This window comes from Pseudomonas sp. MF6751 (assembly GCF_016613265.1).
In the GTDB taxonomy this organism is placed as follows: Bacteria; Pseudomonadota; Gammaproteobacteria; order Pseudomonadales; family Pseudomonadaceae; genus Aquipseudomonas; species Aquipseudomonas fluorescens_BV.
Map to the genome: position 1 here is coordinate 41,241 of NZ_JAENSV010000009.1, position 15,630 is coordinate 56,870.

Consider the following 15,630-nt stretch of genomic DNA (forward strand, 5'->3'; position numbering starts at 1 on the left):
CGCTGCGATGGCGGCGGCGAATTCAACACCGCTATCGCAGGCAAGCCAGCTCCCACATAAAGCCAGTCGCCTCAGGCTTTCACATGGCCCAGTGGCGGCAACTTCGCCAACTTCAACGCCACCAGCAACGCGCCAATCAGCAGCGCGACGATAAAGCCGCCAATCCCGTTCCACCCGGCAAAGTGCCAGAAAAAGCCTCCCGCCGTGCCGGCAATACTCGACCCCACGTAGTAACAAAACAGGTACAGCGAAGACGCCTGCCCCTTGGCCTTGACCGCGCGTCGGCCGATCCAGCTGCTGGCCACGGAGTGGGCGCCGAAGAAGCCGAAGGTGAACACCAGCATGCCTGGCACCACCAACCACAGCGGGGTGAACAGCGTCAGGGCCATGCCGGCGAGCATCAGCACGATGGTGCCCCATAGCACGCGGCGGCGGCCGAGGCGGTCGGCCAGTGAGCCGATCTTGGCCGAGCTGTAGATGCCCGAGAGGTACACCACTGACAGTAAACCGACCACCGCCTGGCTTAGCTCGTAGGGGGAGGCCAGCAGGCGATAGCCGATGTAGTTGAACATCGTCACGAAGGCGCCCATTAGCAGGAAGGCTTCGAGAAACAGCCACGGCAGGCCGGCGTCCTTGAAGTGCATGACAAAGCCGTCCACCAGGCTGCGTGGCTTGAGGCTGCTGGCGCGGAAGTTGCGCGATTCGGGGAGGATCTTCCAGAACACCGTGGCAGCGATCAACGCCAGGGCGCCGATGATCAGTATTGCAGTGTGCCAACTGACGAAGTCGATCAACACGCCGATGATAAGGCGCCCGCTCATGCCGCCAATCGCGTTGCCGCCGATGTACAGGCCCATGGCCAGGCCGATGTGCTGCGGGTGGATCTCTTCGCTGAGGTAGGTCATGGCCACGGCGGCCAGGCCGCTCAAGGACAGGCCCACCAGTGCGCGCATCAACAGGATGCCCTCCCAGCTCGGCATCAGGCCGCTGGCGATGGTGGCCAGCGCCGCACAGAACAGCGCGGCGACCATCACCGGCTTGCGCCCCAGCCTGTCGGATATCGGCCCGGTGATCAGCAGGCCGCAGGCGAGCATCGCGGTTGCGACGGACAGAATCAGGCTGCTTTGCGCCGCATTGATGGAAAACTCATGGGACAGCGCCGGCATCATCGGCTGTACGCAATACAACAGGGCGAACGTGGCGAAGCCGCCGGAGAACAGCGCCAGCACGGTGCGCATGAACATCGGCGTGCCTTTTTCGATGTACGCGTCGTTGAGCTGCGCCACCACGTCATCAAGGGCTGAGGGCGGGGTGTGTTGGGCAAGTGGAGCAACAGCAGGATTCACGAGGGACCTCGGGGAGGAAAGTCTGCCAGGACTGACAATACGAAAAAGCATATAGCTGGCTAATGATTCTTTCCAATATATTGTTCGACCTGTTTGATAGGTTTTACGACCTAATGAGGTGTGCATGGAATTACGTCACCTGCGGTACTTCATCGCCGTCGCTGAAGAACTGCACTTCGGCCGCGCCGCGCAGGTGCTGGGCATCTCGCAGCCGCCCCTGAGCCAGCAGATCCAGGCGCTGGAACACGAGCTGGGCGCACGCTTGTTCGAGCGCACCAATCGTCGGGTCGAGCTGAGCGAGGCCGGGCGCTTGTTCTTGCAAGAGGCACGGCTGGTGCTGGCCCAGGTCGACAAGGCGGCAGATGTGGCGCGGCGTGCGCAGTTGGGGGAACTGGGTGAATTGAAGATCGGCTTCACCTCGTCTGCGCCGTTCAACGCCAGCATTCCCCAGGCGATCTTTGCCTTCCGCCAGGCATTCCCGGCGGTGCATCTGAACCTGCAAGAAATGAGCAGCACCCAAGTAGCCGAGTCGCTGGTGGACGAGTCGATTCAGGTTGGGCTGATGCGGCCTTTGCCCTTGCCCGACTCACTGAACGTGATCGAGTTGATGCGCGAGCCATTAGTCGCGGTACTGAGCGCCGGCCACCCGTTGGTGCAAGGTAGCGAGCGCGGCTTGCACCTGGAGCAATTGGCCGAGGAGCCTTTCGTGTTCTTCCCGCGCAGTTACGGCAGCGGCTTGTACGCGCAGTTGCTCAACCTGGCCCGCGACGCCGGGTTCAGCCCGCACTTTGCCCAGGAAGCAGGAGAGGCGATGACCATCATCGGGCTGGTGGCAGCGGGGTTGGGGGTATCGGTGCTGCCGGCGTCTTACCAGCGCATCCGCATTGATGGCGTGGTCTATCGCACCTTGCTCGACCCACAGGCAGTGACGGCGGTGTGGCTGGTGCAGCGCCAGGGCGCGCAAACGCCGATGGCGAAGGGGTTTGTGGAGTTGTTGACGCGTAAGGCCGCTCAATAACCTGTGGCGAGGGAGCTTGCTCCCGCTGGTTCGCGTAGCGGCCCTAAAAAATGGGCCTGCTGCGCAATCCAGCGGGAGCAAGCTCCCTCGCCACAAGGGGGTCAGTTTTGGGGCGAAGTATTTGCTTCATTCACGCTGTAAGTACGCAACCCCGCCAGAATATCCCGATCCAGCATGCTCACCCAACGGTTGTAGTTGCGATGGATCTTACCGTCCTTGTAGCCCAGGTCGCGGCTGTCGCGGTAGGTGATGGCGTAGCTGTTGCGGGTGTAGCGGATGTCGATGGCGGCGTAGAACTGGCCGCGCACGGTGATCTCGGCCTGCACCAGTCGCGGGCTCAGGCGTTGTACCGTCCACTCGCGTTTTTGCAGGGCGGCGACGATCACCTGTTTCATTTTTTCTTCGCTGACCTGGCTCGTGGCCGGCAACTCGTGCTGGGTGTTGAGCACCGGTTTGCTGGTGCAGCCAGCCGTGGTCAGCAGGGCCAGCGTGATCAGGGTAGCGCGCAGTAGGGAAGACATTCCGTTTTCTCCAGTTGATTAAAGAGTCAGGCCCAGCGGCGGAAGATCAACGAGGTGTTGACGCCGCCGAAGGCAAAGTTGTTGTTCATCACGTAGTCGTTGTGCATCTGGCGAAACCCACCTTGCAGGTAGTCCAGCTCGCCGCATTGCGGGTCGACCGCGTCCAGGTTGAAGGTGTGCACGTACTGGTCGCGGTTCATCATCTCGATGCTGAACCACGATTCCAGCGCGCCGCAGGCACCCAGGGTGTGGCCGAGGAAACTCTTCTGCGAACTGATCGGCATGCGGCTGCCAAACAGGCTGCTGGTGGCCAGGGTTTCGGCGATGTCGCCCTGGTCGGTGGCCGTGCCGTGGCCGTTCACGTAGCCGATGGCGGACGGTTCAAGACCCGCGTCTTCCAGGGCCAGCTCCATGGCGCGGCGCATGGTTTTCTGTTCCGGGCGGGTGGTGTGCTGGCCGTCGGCGTTGCTGCCGAAGCCAACCAGTTCAGCGTGAATATGCGCGCCTCGCGCCAACGCGTGCTCCAACTCTTCGAGCACCAACATTCCGCCACCTTCACCGATCACCAGGCCATCGCGGCCGCTGTCGTAGGGGCGCGGGCTGGTTTGCGGCGCATCGTTTTTCAGGCTGGTGGCGTACAACGCATCGAAGACCATGGCTTCGGTGGGGCACAGTTCTTCTGCGCCGCCCGCGAGCATCAACGGCAGGCGCCCGAACTTGATTGCCTCATAGGCGTAGCCGATGCCCTGGCTGCCGCTGGTGCAGGCGCTGGAGGTAGGAATCAGCCGGCCCGTGAGGCCAAAGAAGATACTGATATTTGCCGCCGTGGTGTGGGGCATCATGCGCACATAAGAATTGGCATTGAGCCCCTCGGCCACCGAGTTGAGCAGCATATTGCCGAACGCCTTGATCTCATCGGTGCTGCCGGTGGACGAGCCACAGGCCACGCCCATGCGTCCGTCCTTGATCGACTCGTCACCGAGCAAGCCGGCGTCCTGCAAGGCCTGCTCCGCCGCCCAAACAGCCAGGCGCGAGACGCGGCCCATGCTGCGCAGTTGCTTGCGGGTCCAGTGCGCAGGCACCACAAAGTCATCAATTGGCCCCGCCAGGCGCGTGTTCAGTTCGGTGAAACGGTCCCACTCATCCATGCGCCGAATGCCGCTGCGGTTGGCGCGAAAGTTGGCGGCGATGGTGTCCCAGTCGCTGCCCAGGGAGGTCACGCCGGCCATGCCGGTGACGACAACGCGCTTCATCAGCACAGGCCCCCGTTCACGGCCAGCACCTGGCGCGTGATGTAGCCGGCTTCGGCGGACATCAGGAAGTTCACGGCGCCGGCGACTTCTTCCGGCGTGCCCATTCGTTGGGCCGGGATCATTTTCATCAGTTCTTCTACCGGCACGTTTTCATCCAGCATCGCGGTGTCGATCAGGCCCGGCGCCACGCAGTTGACAGTGATCTTGCGCTTGCCCAGCTCGATGGCCAGCGCCTTGGCCGCGCCGATCAAGCCGGCTTTGGACGCGCTGTAGTTGACCTGGCCGCGGTTGCCGATCAGCCCGGACACCGAGGTGATGCACACGATACGCCCGGCGGCGCGGCGTCGAATCATCGGCATCATCACCGGGTGCAGCACGTTGTAGAAACCATCCAGGTTGGTGCGCATCACCACATCCCAATCGTCTTCCGACAGAGCAGGAAAGGCGCCGTCGCGGGTCAGGCCGGCATTGAGCACCACGCCGTAATAGGCGCCATGCTGCTCCACATCGGCCTCAAGGATCTCTTTGCACGCAGCGCGATCCGCCACGTCGAACTGCAGCACGCGTGCCTCGCGCCCCAGGGCTTGAACCTCGAGCTGTACCGTGTCGGCTTCGGCACGACCGCTGCGGCAATGCAGCACGATGTCATGGCCGGCCTGGGCCAGGCGCAGGGCAATGGCGCGGCCGATACCACGGCTGGAGCCGGTGACCAGTACGGATTCAGTCATGGCGTTTCGTCCTTCGATTCATCTAAATAGTTGGCCGCCTGGGGCGGTCGAAATACGTTCAGGCGCGCGCTGGCCTGGATACCGTCGCCGGTGAGGTGGCATTCGAACACACCCATGCCGTTGTCGTCTTCCAGGGAGCGCAGGCCGTGGATATGCAGCTCGGCACCGGCCGGGAAGTGCTCCACGTTGCACTCGAACTTACGTGTGCCCAACAGGAAACCGAGTTCCACGGCCTTGCCTTGCTGGCGCGCATGACAACCGGCATACGCGGCGACGCTTTGCGCCATCAGCTCAATACCGACCCAGGCCGGCAGGCTGCCGTCGGCACGGTTGAACAGGCCGTCGGGCTTGACGGTGACGCGGGTGTGGATCTGCTCTTCATCGAACGACAGCACCTGGTCGATCAGGATCATGTCGCCCGCATGGGGCAGCAGTTCAGCAAGTGGCCAATCGATCATGGGGCCTCTGCGATTATCAGGCTGACATTGTTACCGCCGAAGGCAAACGAGTTGCTCATCAGGCAGGTTTTTTTCAAGCTGTCGCCGCTGCGCACCCACTGCAACGCGGGCAGCGCCGGGTCGGGGTGGCCGTCCCATACGTGGGGTGGCAGCAGGCGATGGGTCAGGCTCAGCCAGCAGAACGCGGCTTCCAGGGCCCCGGCAGCGCCGAGGGTGTGGCCGGTCATGGGTTTGGTCGATGAGCAGGCGACGCCGCCGGGAAACAGGCTGGCGACCGCCAGGCTTTCCATGGCGTCGTTGTGTTGGGTCGCGGTGCCGTGCAGGTTCAGGTAGCCGATCTGCTCGGGCGAAAGCTTCGCGCAGGCTAAGGCCTTGCGCATGGCCAGCAACGCGCCCTTGCCGCTGGGCTCGGGCGCGGAGATATGGTGCGCGTCGCAACTGGCGCCGCTGCCCAGCAAGGCGATAGGGGCCGGCTCACGGCTCATCAGGAACAGCACCGCCGCTTCACCAATATTGATGCCGTTGCGGTTCACCGAGAACGGATTACAGCGCTCGGCAGACACTGCTTCCAGCGCGGTAAACCCGTTCAGCGTCAGCTTGCACAGGCTGTCTACGCCGCCGCAGATCACCGCATCGCACACCCCCAGGTCCAACAGGCGCTGGGCACTCATCAATGCACGGGCGCTGGAGGTGCAGGCGGTGGAAATCACATAGGCCGGGCCGCTCACGTTCAACCATTCGGCGAGGAAGTTGGCCGGGGCGCTGAGTTCCTGTTGCTGGTAATCGTAGTCAGCGGGGAACTGCGTGTTCTGCAGGTAATGGGCAATACCACGGCTAGCTTCGTCAATGCCCGAGGTGCTGGTGCCCAGCACAACCCCGACCCGGCCAGGGCCGTAGGTCTGGATGGCCTGACGAATCTCATCTTCGATCTGCAGCGCCGCTTCCAGCAGCAACTGGTTATTGCGACTGCTTTGCTGGGCCAGTTCCGGGGGCAGGCTCGCCAGTTCACCGTGTACGGCGGCCACCGGCACTACGCGTTCCGGCACCCAGCCGCTTTCGGCACGCATGCCCGAGCAGTCGCCGGCAAACAGGTTGCGGCTGACTTGCGCCTGGCCACGGCCAAGGGCGCAGATCACGCCAAGGGCATTCAGGTAGGCGGTCATCGGCTCACACCCAGCGGGGCGATGCGGTAACTCAACGGCGGGTCGGCCATGTTCACGCTGAACACCTCGGAAGACTGATAGACGATCTGCCAGTGGCCCGGCAGCGTGCGCGTCAGGTCCATGGCCTGGGCAGTGGGATACAGCGCCGGTACGTCACCGGGCGCGGTCAGGGCAAACAGCAGCGCGGCAAATAGCGTACGCGCCTGGGGGTTGGGTGGCAGCAAGCCGTCTGCCTGCCACTGCCCATCAAGCAGTTTTTGCCGGGCCAGGGGAATGCCCAGCGGGTCCATCATCGACCAGCGAATCGCGCGGCCTTCGCGCTGGATCACCAGCAGCCAGTCCTGGCTCTGGCTGTCCGCCAGGCGCTGCACATGCAATTGCATCGGCAAGGCCAGGGCCGGCATTTTTTCCGGCAGCGGCGCCTGGCTGGCACAGGCGCCGAGCAGCAACAGGCAACTTATCAACAGCAGGCGCATCATGGGGCCGCATTCTCCACAGGTTTACGGGCCACGCAGTTGACCAGGGTTTCCTCGCGCTGGCCCACGGGCGGTGCCTTGCGCAGACCCCAGCGTTCCAGCAGGCCGAAGTCACTGGAACGGCTCCACCACAAGTAAGGGTACGAAATGTTCTGTGCAGCGAACTCAAAGCCCTGCTCGCGCAGCATCTCCAGGTACTCTTCGGCGCTCTTTTGCACATGCATCGGGTGGCGGAACAGCCAGCGAATCACCCAGGTGTCGATGTAGGCTTCGGTGGATTCGGCAAACAGCAAATAGCCGCCCGGCTTGAGCACCCGATAGAACTCCTTGAGTGCGCGATGTTGTTCCACCAGATGATGGAAGGTCTGGTGGCAGAACAGGATATCGACGCTGGCATCCGCTAGGTTGAGGGTCGCGCAGTCGCTGCCGATCAGCTCGACGTCCAGGCCCAGCCGCGCGGCCTCTTCGCGGCTCAGTGCCAGGCTGTGAGGGTCGGCATCCAGGCCGATCAGGCGCGAAGGCGCGAATACCTGATGCAGCAACTGGAAGGATTTGCCCTGGCCGCAACCGGCATCCAGCAACACCGGCGCCACCGGCAGCGGCTCGCTGAACAAGCTGCGCAGGTCATTGATCGCCACGCGCAATACGTGATGCTGCCAGGTATGGCTGCGCAGGAACCAGAAGCCGAACTTGGTTTCTTCGACGTAGTTTTGACTCAGGTAGTTTTTTTCGACGCCAGGGCTGCTCATACCGCTTCACTCGCACAAATATCCGACAACATCCGCAACCGCCGTTTCGGCTCGCTGACAAACGGGTTGCGTTCATCCCAGGCGTAACCGGCAAGGATCGAACTGATCATGCGGCGAATCTCCGGTGAACTGCCGTGGTGGAAAATCACATCCTGGAATGTGCCGGCATACCAGCCTTCGACGTAGCAGCGGAAGGTATCGACACCGCGCTTGAGCGGTTCGGCAAACTGGGTTTGCCAGTCCACTGTTTCGCCGCTCAATTGGCGGTGCAGCACTCCTGCGGCCATGCTGGCCGAACGCATGGCAATGGTCACGCCGGAAGAGAACACCGGGTCGAGGAATTCCGCCGCATTACCCAGCAGCGCAAAGCCTGGGCCGTGCAGGGTTTTGACGTTGGCCGAGTAGCCGCCGATGGTGCGCGCCGGGGTGTCCCAGACGGCATTTTGCAGCACGCCGGACAGGCTTGGGGTTTGCTCGATAAAGCCGCGCAGGCAGGCGTCGAGGTCGCTGTCGGCGCCCTCGAAATGCTCTTTGGCTGCGACCACGCCCACCGAGCAACGGCCGTTACTGAACGGGATGGTCCAGAACCAGATGTCGCGCTTGGTCGGGTGAGTGGTCACCAGGATTTTGCTGCGGTCAAAGCCTGGGTGTTCGATACGGTCTTCGACGTGGGTGAATACGGCCTGGCGCAGCGGGAAATTCGACGGTGCTTCCAGGTCCAGCAGGCGTGGCAACACACGGCCATAGCCGCTGGCATCGAGCACGAACCTGGCCTTGAGGTGGTACTCGCTGCCATTCTGGCGGCGCACATGCAAATACCGGCTCTCGGCAGAAAAATCCACGCCGACAATGGTTTGGCCGTAGCGGATTTCCACGCCTTGCAAAGCCGCCTGGTCGGCCAGCAATTTGTCGAACTCGCCGCGCTGCACCTGGAAGGTGGTGGGCTTGCCGTTGCTGAAGGTGTCGCTGAAATCAAAGGCACTGTAGCGCTCGCCCCAAGCGAATGCGGCGCCGGTTTTTACCTGGAAGCCTGCAGCTTGCACAGCGTCGAGCATGCCGGCTTCTTCGATAAAGTCGATGCAGTGCGACAGCAGGCTTTCGCCAATCGAGAAACGCGGGAAATGCTCGCGCTCGATGATCAATACATCATGCCCTTTGCGCTTTAACAGCGCGGCCGCGATAGCACCGGAAGGCCCGGCACCGATCACCACCACCTGGCGACGTTCCATTTCAACTGTGGGCACGAGGGCTCCTTGCCGCATGGGCGCTAATCACATTCATAAGGCGTGTTTCTGCCGACCGGCCCAGGGTGCCAGCATAAAGCTGAACGCCAGGCCCAGGCTGACAGACAAGCCGAAATTGCTCACGGCCGGTGTACTGGAGACCGCCAGCAGGCCGAACGACAACCAAGTCGTCAGCGCCGCCAGCAGTGTTCCCAACAGGCTGACGGCAGGGCCGCCGATCTGCTCGCGCATCAAAATCGCATAGTCGACGCTGATGGCCGTGACCAGCAGCAGGCCAAACAGGCTGAACAAAGTCAGCGGCTGGCCCAGCCAACCGAGGCTGGCCAGGCTGCACAACGCCGCCAGCAGCGGCAGGGCGACGATACGCAAGGCGCCGCCAAAGCCGAAGGGCGCAATCAGCAATAGCACGATCAGCACGCAAGACAGCAACTTCAATTCGGCAGCGCTGATCTGCGTGTCGGCAAACACCCGGTTCAAGTCACCCAAGCGGTCCACCAACTGCACGCCGGGCAAGTCCAGGGCCTGTACCCGCAGCAACGCCGGGTTATTCAAGCCTTGCAGGCTGACCATGGCCGCCACGCCGCCCTCTACCGGGCCCAGCCACAGCGTACGCCAGGGTTCGGCCAGCGGGCCTTGCAGTGCGGCGTCGATGTCTGCGGTAGGCAGGGCCTGCAACTGCGCCACTTCGGCTTGCAGGGCGCTGAGGGGCACGCCGAGGTCCAGTAGCGGTTGCCAGTGTGGCGCCAGGTTGTTCAGCGCCTCGCGCAGCTGTTGTTGCTCGCCGGGGAGGTTGACCAGTTGATTGAGCGCCAGGTAGCCCTGGAGCTTGTCCATCTGCACCAACTGATCCAAGCGTTTGCCCAGGGCGGCCTGGCGCTCCAGCAACTGCTGCTGATTGTCTGCTCGCACCAGGAAAAACTGGCTGGTGGGCTGGAACCCGGTGATGCGCGCCACGGCCTGGGCTTCGTGCAGCAACTGCGGCGGCGCACCGATCCATTGGCGGATATCATTTTTAGTGTTCAGTTGCCACAGGCCCGCAGCGCAGAACAGCAGCACCCACACCAGCAGTACCGAACTGGGTACGCGTTTGAGCAGGGCCGTGCGCAGTTGCCATAGGCTTTGGGCGACACGCAGCGGCCATTGCGCCGGGCGCAGTTCCACGCCCTTGAGCAGCGCGGGCAACAGGCACACGGCACACAAATAGGCACCGACCAAACCGGCAGCCGAAAACACCGCAATCTGGGTCAGCGCCGGGAACGGCGTCCAGGCCAACGCCAGGTAGCCAATCGCGCTGGTGGCCAGGCTCAGGCTCAGCCCTGGCAGGGTCAGGCGCAACGCCGGCCAACTGCGCCACGGCTGCAGGCTCCAGCTTTTGGACAGGTAATGCAGCGGGTAATCCACTGCCACGCCGATCAGGCTGGAACCCAGCACCAGGGTCATCACATGCATATGCCCAAACAGCGCCACACATGCCACCGCGCCAAACAGCATGCCCACCAGTACCGGCACGAACGCCAGCAACACCCGCCAGCGTCGGAACGCCAGCAGCAGCAATAGCAGGATGCCCAGGGTGGCGCCGCCGCCGACCCAGGTCATTTCCCGAGTGGCCTGCTGTTGCCCGTTGGCCGCATAGAGCAAACCGCTGGCGGCGAGCAGTTGCGCGCCGTGTGCGCTGGCTTGCTCGCGGCTGGCCTTCAGCAAGTCCGCCACTTGCAGCGGCAACTTCATGTCGAAGGCGTTGCCGGTAGTGCGGGCCCGCAGCAGCACCCAGCTTTTGCCGTCGGCATCGGCGATCAAGGCGCCGCTGCCGATGTCCATTTGCACCGCGCCCTGTTGCGGCTGGCTGTTCTGGATACGCCCGGTCAGGCCGAGCCAATCGTCCTGGCTTGGCACCAGGCTGAAGCCGGTGAAGGGGTCGAACAGCGATTGCACACGTTGCTGGATGAACGTGTCAGGCTGTTGGATCAGTTGCTCGCGGTCCTTGGCCGACAGCATCGACAGACGCCCACGCAGCAGTTGCTCGCGCAATGCTGGCAAGTCGGCTTGCAGGTTCCACTGCACCTTTTCAAACAGGCCGCTGGCCTGCCAGCGCTCACCCAGTTGCTGCGCCACGGCCACCGCTTGCTGGCGGTCGGCATGCCCCACCAGTACCAGCATTTCGCGGTTGAGCGGCTCTTGCATGCGCTGTTCGGCTTGCAGTTCCAAGGCGTCCGGCGTGCTGCCGGGCACCAGTTCCATCAGGTTGGCCGACAACGGCGCGCCATTACGCCACTGCCAGCCTGCCAGGGCCAGCACGGCCACCAGCAAGGTCAGGAACAGGCGCGGCAGCAGGCGCTCACTGGGCAAAGTCGTGTTGCTCCGCATTGCTCAACGGCTGCTCGGCGGTACTGTCCTGCATGCGCAACAGCGTGCTGTCGCCTTGGGTTTCCAGCAGTTCAATGGTGTGCACCAGCGCGCCGCCGTCGATATTGATCTGGGTGAACACTTGCTTGAGCAGCAGCGAACGCGGGGTCAGCGTGAGCTTCCACTGTTGGGCCTCGCCTTGCAGTTGCAGGTCGAAGTCGCGCTGCAGGCCACTGCTGTCGCCCTGCAGTACCGCCAGGAACAAACGATTCTGTTCGGCGCCGGCACTCTTGTTTGGCAGTAGTTGCCAGCCATTGGCATCGCGGCGGGCAATGCCTTGGGAGGTGATGCGGTAGTCCTGTTGCAGAGGGGTTTTCAACAGCCACAGCAGGCCGTGATCCTTGGCGAGCACGAAGGTGCCTTTGCTCACCAATGGCTGGGGCAGGGCACGCAGGTGTTTTTCCTGGGTGAAGTTGCCGTGGATCACGGAGGGTTTGGCAAGCTGATCGCTCAACTGCTGCAGGTCGAAGGCATGGGCGCTGAAGCTCAGCAACAACGCGATCAATGTGGGAGCGGGCTTGCCCGCGAAGAACCTGAGGGCGCTGCGCAGCGTCAGGCGACCTGCGTTATCGTTAACGTCCATCGCGGGCAAGCCCGCTCCCACAGGGGATCTCATTTCAAGGCTCTCTCTACGGCGTCGGTGAAGACTTTGGGCGAGGCCAGCTGCATCTCGCGGCTGGCGATTTCCACCGCCACTTGCACGGTGCTGGCGCGGGTCAAGCGCTCGCCGCTGGCCAGGTCGGTAATCAGGTAGTTCACCTTCAAACGGTTCTCCCATTCCACCAGGCTGGCGCGCACATTGATGGTCTGGCCGAAGGTCGCGCCGCGCACATAGCGTAGCTGCATGTCGATCACTGGCCAGGCGTAACCGGCTTCGAGCATCGCCGTGTAGTTATGGCCGATCTTGTCCAGCAACGCACAGCGCGCTACTTCCAGGTACTTCACGTAATGCCCGTGCCACACCACGTTCATGGTGTCGATGTCGAAAAAAGGCACAAGGATTTCAGTGTCGCTGTGCAACACGCCGGGGCTACGCATGCAGCCTCCAGTGTTGCGCGGCGATACGTTGCAGGCACAGGCGCAGTTCGCCTTCCAGGGCGCGGTCTTCGATGACCGGCGCAAAGTCCTGGGCCAGTTCCGCGTGCATCGCGGCCAGTGCTGGTGGCAGTGGGCGGGCATCCTCGGCCTGGGCGCGCAGCCACACGCCCTGGTTGGCGGCGAGCAGGGTCGCGGCGGCGACCTGTTCGGTCAACTCCAGCACGCGGATTGCATCGCGGGCAGCGATGGTGCCCATGCTCACCTTGTCCTGGTTATGGCACTCGGTGGAGCGCGAGAACACGCTGGCCGGCATGGTGTTTTTCAGCGCTTCGGCGGTCCAGGCGCTGGTGCCGATCTGCACGGCCTTGAAGCCGTGGTTGATCATCGCGCGGTCAGCCGGGGCGCCTGAGAGGTTGCTCGGCAGGCCATGGTTGTAACGCACGTCCACCAACAGTGCGAGCTGGCGGTCGAGCAGATCGGCAACGTTGGCGACCAGGGTCTTGAGGCTGTCCATGGCGAAGGCGATATGCCCGCCGTAGAAGTGCCCGCCATGCAGCACACGTTCTTCTTCGGCGTCGATGATCGGGTTGTCGTTGGCGCTGTTCAGTTCGATCTCGATGAACGAGCGCAGCCAGTTCAGGCTGTCGGCCAATACGCCGAGCACGTGGGGCGCGCAGCGCAACGAATAACGGTCTTGCAGGCGATGCAGGGGGGCGGTGGGCGCGTCGATGGCCAGGTCCTTGCGCAGCCACGCGGCGACTTGCATCTGCCCAGGGTGCGGCTTGGCGGCGAACAGGCGCTCGTCGAAGTGTTCCGGGTTGCCTTGCAGCGCCACCACGTTGAGCGCGGTGATGCGCGTGGCCAGTTGCAACAGGTAGTCGGCGCGGGCAAAGGCCAGGCAGGCCAGGCCAGTCATCACTGCGGTGCCGTTCATCAGTGCCAGGGCTTCCTTGGGCCGCAGTACCAGCGGCTCCCAGCCCAGCTCGCGGTGTACGTCGGCCGCCGGGCGGCGTTCGCCACGGAACAGCACTTCACGTTCGCCGGATAAGGTCGCAGCCACATAGGACAGCGGCGTCAGATCACCACTGGCGCCCACCGAGCCTTCTTCCGGGATCAGTGGCAGCACATCGTTTTCGAGGAAGGCATGCAGGCGTTCCAGCAGTTCCACACGCACCCCGGACACGCCATGGCACAGCGACTGCAAACGCGCCGCCAGTACGGCGCGGGTGGCCTGGGCATCAAGCAACTTGCCCAGGCCGCAGCCGTGAAAGGTGTACAGATGACGCGGCAAGGCTTCGACGTGCTCCAGCGGCACAGCCACTACGCAGGAGTCGCCGTAGCCGGTGGTCACGCCGTAGATCACGCCTTCCTTGTCCAGCAGCGAGTCGAGGAACTGCGCGCCCTTGGCGATGCGTTGGCGGTACGCGGCATCGTCCTGCAGGCGAGTGGGCACCTGGCGGTTGGCCAGGGCCAGCACGTCTTCGATGCGCAGGGGGCGTTCACCAAAGGTGATGGGCTCAAGAGGCGTCGTCATCGGTCTTCCAGAAAGGGTAAAAGTTGAACCATTGTTGGGGCGCTTGCAGGCAGAACTGGCCCAGGCGTGCGGCGTAGCGGGTGGTCCATTCGGCAATGACTTGCTCACGAGTGCTGCGCTTCCATTCGATCAAGTCGGCAAAGGGCTCGATAGTCAGGCGATAGCGACTCTGGTGCTTGAGACACATCAGCAGATTGACCGGGCACTTGAGCAAGCCCGCCAGCAGCCATGGGCCTTGGGGAAATGCCGCCGTGTGTCCGAGGAAGTCCACGCGTACCGTGCGCCCGCCGTGCAGCGGGATGCGGTCGCCGGCAATCGCCAGCCACTCGCCATCGTCCAGGCGCTGGCTGAGTAGCAGCATGGTGGCCGGGTCCAGTTCGCTGACCTGGATCAGGCGCAAATGGGTCGCGCCGGCCTCGCCCAGCAGACGGTTGAAACGCTCGGCGTGCTTGGTGTGCACCAGCACATTCATGGTGACCTGCTCACCAATCTCCGCGAGGGCGCGGCACACTTCCAGGTTACCCAGGTGCGCACCCACCAACATCTGCCCGCGCTCGCCACGCAGTTGACTGCGCAACTGCGCCGGGTCGTTGATCTCGATTTGCTCCAGGCGCAGCTTGCCGTTCCACACGTCCAGCTTGTCGAGCAGCGAATCGGCGAAGGCCATGAACTGGGCAAAGACTGTGCGGTGGCTCGGCAGCAAGTCATTGCGCCCGCTCCATTGCGCCAGCCGCTGCTGGTATTGCCAGACGCTGTGGCGTGCGGTGCGGCCGAACAGGAAGAAGTAAAAGACGATGCTGTAGAGCAACGGGCTCAATAGGCGACGGCCGAGGACTTTGACCGCGACCGCGGTGAATTTCATCAGCCAGAAGCTGCCGCGTTCCTCGCGGTCGGCCCAATGCTTGGTGCTGTCGTTCATGCTTGCCACCGTCGCCACAGGATCATCGGCGCACGCACGAGCATGCCGAAGAACAACCGCGTGTGCATGGCGCTGATGCGCAGGTTGTCGCGCAACAAACGAAAGTGCGACAGGCCGTCGGCGGGGTAGTGCACCTGGGTGGGCAGCCAGCGCATCGGCTGGTTGCGCCAGGCCAGGCGCACCAGGATGTCCGAGTCGAAATCCATGTGCGTGCCGATGTAGGCCGAGTCCATCAGCGCCAGCGTCGGAGCCAGCGGGTACACGCGAAAGCCGCACATCGAGTCGCGAATCTCAAGCGACAGGGTGTTGATCCATACCCACACGTGGGTCAGGTAACGTGCGTACAGGCGACCCTTGGGCACGCTGTCGTCGTATTCGGGGTAGCCGCAGATGACGGCCTCGGGGTGCTGGCGTGAGGTGTGGATAAAGGTCTGGACTTCGCGCAGGTCGTGCTGGCCATCGGCGTCCACTTGCAGGGCGTGGGTATAGCCCAGGCGCGCTGCTTCGCGAAAACCGGCCATCACGGCGGCGCCCTTGCCCTGGTTGCTGGGCAGGGTCAGCAGGGTGACATTGTCCAGCGTCGCCAACTGCGCCAGCACGGCTGCGCACGCGGCGCTGCTGCCATCGTCCACCAAGAGGCAGGGCAGGCCGCTCTTCAGCACACTGTGGACCACGGCCGGCACGGCGGCTTCGTGGTTGTACACCGGGATCAACGCGCAGGGGTTATGCATATTCAAAGCCTGCGCAAACCCCGTGGCGAGGGAGCTTGCTCCCGCTGGG

The 15,630-nt window shown here is 63.4% G+C and carries 16 protein-coding genes; 1 reads left to right on the forward strand and 15 read right to left on the reverse strand.

Annotated features, from left to right (window positions below):
• Window positions 1-71: 71 nt before the first annotated feature.
• Complete coding sequence (locus tag JJD66_RS10450; RefSeq protein WP_442800174.1) at window positions 72-1,289, reverse strand: MFS transporter; 1,218 nt, start codon at window positions 1,287-1,289, stop codon at window positions 72-74.
• 181 nt (window positions 1,290-1,470) lie between these two features.
• Between JJD66_RS10450 and JJD66_RS10455 the strand changes: the two genes are divergently transcribed.
• Window positions 1,471-2,364 carry a LysR family transcriptional regulator gene (locus JJD66_RS10455; RefSeq protein ID WP_200648098.1) on the forward strand — a complete coding sequence of 298 codons (894 nt, stop codon included), beginning with the start codon at window positions 1,471-1,473 and terminating at the stop codon, window positions 2,362-2,364.
• A 101-nt stretch (window positions 2,365-2,465) separates the two neighbouring features.
• Here JJD66_RS10455 and JJD66_RS10460 read toward each other — a convergent pair whose 3' ends face one another.
• From JJD66_RS10460 to JJD66_RS10525, 14 genes are read right to left on the reverse strand one after another with little or no spacing between them, the layout of a single operon-like run.
• Complete coding sequence (locus tag JJD66_RS10460; RefSeq protein ID WP_200648099.1) at window positions 2,466-2,885, reverse strand: hypothetical protein; 420 nt, start codon at window positions 2,883-2,885, stop codon at window positions 2,466-2,468.
• Window positions 2,886-2,911: 26 nt separating this feature from the next.
• Window positions 2,912-4,138, reverse strand: a complete 1,227-nt coding sequence (locus tag JJD66_RS10465; RefSeq protein WP_003187928.1) for a beta-ketoacyl-ACP synthase — start codon at window positions 4,136-4,138, stop codon at window positions 2,912-2,914.
• Complete coding sequence (gene fabG, locus JJD66_RS10470) at window positions 4,138-4,866, reverse strand: 3-oxoacyl-ACP reductase FabG (protein WP_200648100.1); 729 nt, start codon at window positions 4,864-4,866, stop codon at window positions 4,138-4,140. The genes JJD66_RS10465 and fabG overlap by 1 nt, the downstream gene beginning before the upstream one ends.
• Window positions 4,863-5,324 carry a hotdog family protein gene (locus JJD66_RS10475; protein ID WP_200648101.1) on the reverse strand — a complete coding sequence of 154 codons (462 nt, stop codon included), beginning with the start codon at window positions 5,322-5,324 and terminating at the stop codon, window positions 4,863-4,865. The genes fabG and JJD66_RS10475 overlap by 4 nt, the downstream gene beginning before the upstream one ends.
• Window positions 5,321-6,487 carry a beta-ketoacyl-[acyl-carrier-protein] synthase family protein gene (locus JJD66_RS10480; RefSeq protein WP_200648102.1) on the reverse strand — a complete coding sequence of 389 codons (1,167 nt, stop codon included), beginning with the start codon at window positions 6,485-6,487 and terminating at the stop codon, window positions 5,321-5,323. Before JJD66_RS10480 ends, JJD66_RS10475 begins: the two co-directional genes overlap by 4 nt.
• Window positions 6,484-6,966, reverse strand: coding sequence for a hypothetical protein (locus JJD66_RS10485; protein ID WP_200648103.1), 483 nt, complete (start codon window positions 6,964-6,966; stop codon window positions 6,484-6,486). The genes JJD66_RS10480 and JJD66_RS10485 overlap by 4 nt, the downstream gene beginning before the upstream one ends.
• A complete protein-coding gene (locus tag JJD66_RS10490) occupies window positions 6,963-7,712 on the reverse strand; it encodes a class I SAM-dependent methyltransferase (protein WP_014716593.1) in 750 nt (249 codons plus the stop codon). Before JJD66_RS10490 ends, JJD66_RS10485 begins: the two co-directional genes overlap by 4 nt.
• Window positions 7,709-8,956 carry an NAD(P)/FAD-dependent oxidoreductase gene (locus tag JJD66_RS10495; RefSeq protein ID WP_200648104.1) on the reverse strand — a complete coding sequence of 416 codons (1,248 nt, stop codon included), beginning with the start codon at window positions 8,954-8,956 and terminating at the stop codon, window positions 7,709-7,711. Before JJD66_RS10495 ends, JJD66_RS10490 begins: the two co-directional genes overlap by 4 nt.
• Before the next feature lie 33 nt (window positions 8,957-8,989).
• A complete protein-coding gene (locus JJD66_RS10500; RefSeq protein WP_200648105.1) occupies window positions 8,990-11,320 on the reverse strand; it encodes an MMPL family transporter in 2,331 nt (776 codons plus the stop codon).
• Entirely contained in the window at window positions 11,292-11,975 is a 684-nt protein-coding gene (locus tag JJD66_RS10505) for an outer membrane lipoprotein carrier protein LolA (RefSeq protein WP_232914379.1), read from the reverse strand. Before JJD66_RS10505 ends, JJD66_RS10500 begins: the two co-directional genes overlap by 29 nt.
• On the reverse strand, window positions 11,972-12,397 hold the full coding sequence (locus JJD66_RS10510) for an acyl-CoA thioesterase (protein ID WP_003187940.1): 426 nt from the start codon (window positions 12,395-12,397) through the stop codon (window positions 11,972-11,974). Before JJD66_RS10510 ends, JJD66_RS10505 begins: the two co-directional genes overlap by 4 nt.
• A complete protein-coding gene (locus JJD66_RS10515; RefSeq protein WP_032893923.1) occupies window positions 12,390-13,931 on the reverse strand; it encodes an HAL/PAL/TAL family ammonia-lyase in 1,542 nt (513 codons plus the stop codon). Before JJD66_RS10515 ends, JJD66_RS10510 begins: the two co-directional genes overlap by 8 nt.
• Window positions 13,915-14,850, reverse strand: a complete 936-nt coding sequence (locus JJD66_RS10520) for an LpxL/LpxP family acyltransferase (RefSeq protein WP_200648106.1) — start codon at window positions 14,848-14,850, stop codon at window positions 13,915-13,917. The genes JJD66_RS10515 and JJD66_RS10520 overlap by 17 nt, the downstream gene beginning before the upstream one ends.
• On the reverse strand, window positions 14,847-15,581 hold the full coding sequence (locus tag JJD66_RS10525; RefSeq protein ID WP_105225505.1) for a glycosyltransferase family 2 protein: 735 nt from the start codon (window positions 15,579-15,581) through the stop codon (window positions 14,847-14,849). The genes JJD66_RS10520 and JJD66_RS10525 overlap by 4 nt, the downstream gene beginning before the upstream one ends.
• Window positions 15,582-15,630: the final 49 nt, after the last annotated feature.

What these genes read in the sequence shown, in the direction of transcription:
- JJD66_RS10455 (WP_200648098.1), top strand. Translation starts at nt 1,471, where the DNA reads ATGGAATTACGTCACCTGCGGTACTTCATCGCCGTCGCTGAAGAACTG.
- JJD66_RS10460 (WP_200648099.1), bottom strand. Translation starts at nt 2,885, where the DNA reads ATGTCTTCCCTACTGCGCGCTACCCTGATCACGCTGGCCCTGCTGACC.
- JJD66_RS10465 (WP_003187928.1), bottom strand. Translation starts at nt 4,138, where the DNA reads ATGAAGCGCGTTGTCGTCACCGGCATGGCCGGCGTGACCTCCCTGGGC.
- fabG (WP_200648100.1), bottom strand. Translation starts at nt 4,866, where the DNA reads ATGACTGAATCCGTACTGGTCACCGGCTCCAGCCGTGGTATCGGCCGC.
- JJD66_RS10475 (WP_200648101.1), bottom strand. Translation starts at nt 5,324, where the DNA reads ATGATCGATTGGCCACTTGCTGAACTGCTGCCCCATGCGGGCGACATG.
- JJD66_RS10480 (WP_200648102.1), bottom strand. Translation starts at nt 6,487, where the DNA reads ATGACCGCCTACCTGAATGCCCTTGGCGTGATCTGCGCCCTTGGCCGT.
- JJD66_RS10485 (WP_200648103.1), bottom strand. Translation starts at nt 6,966, where the DNA reads ATGATGCGCCTGCTGTTGATAAGTTGCCTGTTGCTGCTCGGCGCCTGT.
- JJD66_RS10490 (WP_014716593.1), bottom strand. Translation starts at nt 7,712, where the DNA reads ATGAGCAGCCCTGGCGTCGAAAAAAACTACCTGAGTCAAAACTACGTC.
- JJD66_RS10500 (WP_200648105.1), bottom strand. Translation starts at nt 11,320, where the DNA reads ATGCGGAGCAACACGACTTTGCCCAGTGAGCGCCTGCTGCCGCGCCTG.
- JJD66_RS10505 (WP_232914379.1), bottom strand. Translation starts at nt 11,975, where the DNA reads ATGAGATCCCCTGTGGGAGCGGGCTTGCCCGCGATGGACGTTAACGAT.
- JJD66_RS10510 (WP_003187940.1), bottom strand. Translation starts at nt 12,397, where the DNA reads ATGCGTAGCCCCGGCGTGTTGCACAGCGACACTGAAATCCTTGTGCCT.
- JJD66_RS10515 (WP_032893923.1), bottom strand. Translation starts at nt 13,931, where the DNA reads ATGACGACGCCTCTTGAGCCCATCACCTTTGGTGAACGCCCCCTGCGC.
- JJD66_RS10520 (WP_200648106.1), bottom strand. Translation starts at nt 14,850, where the DNA reads ATGAACGACAGCACCAAGCATTGGGCCGACCGCGAGGAACGCGGCAGC.
- JJD66_RS10525 (WP_105225505.1), bottom strand. Translation starts at nt 15,581, where the DNA reads ATGCATAACCCCTGCGCGTTGATCCCGGTGTACAACCACGAAGCCGCC.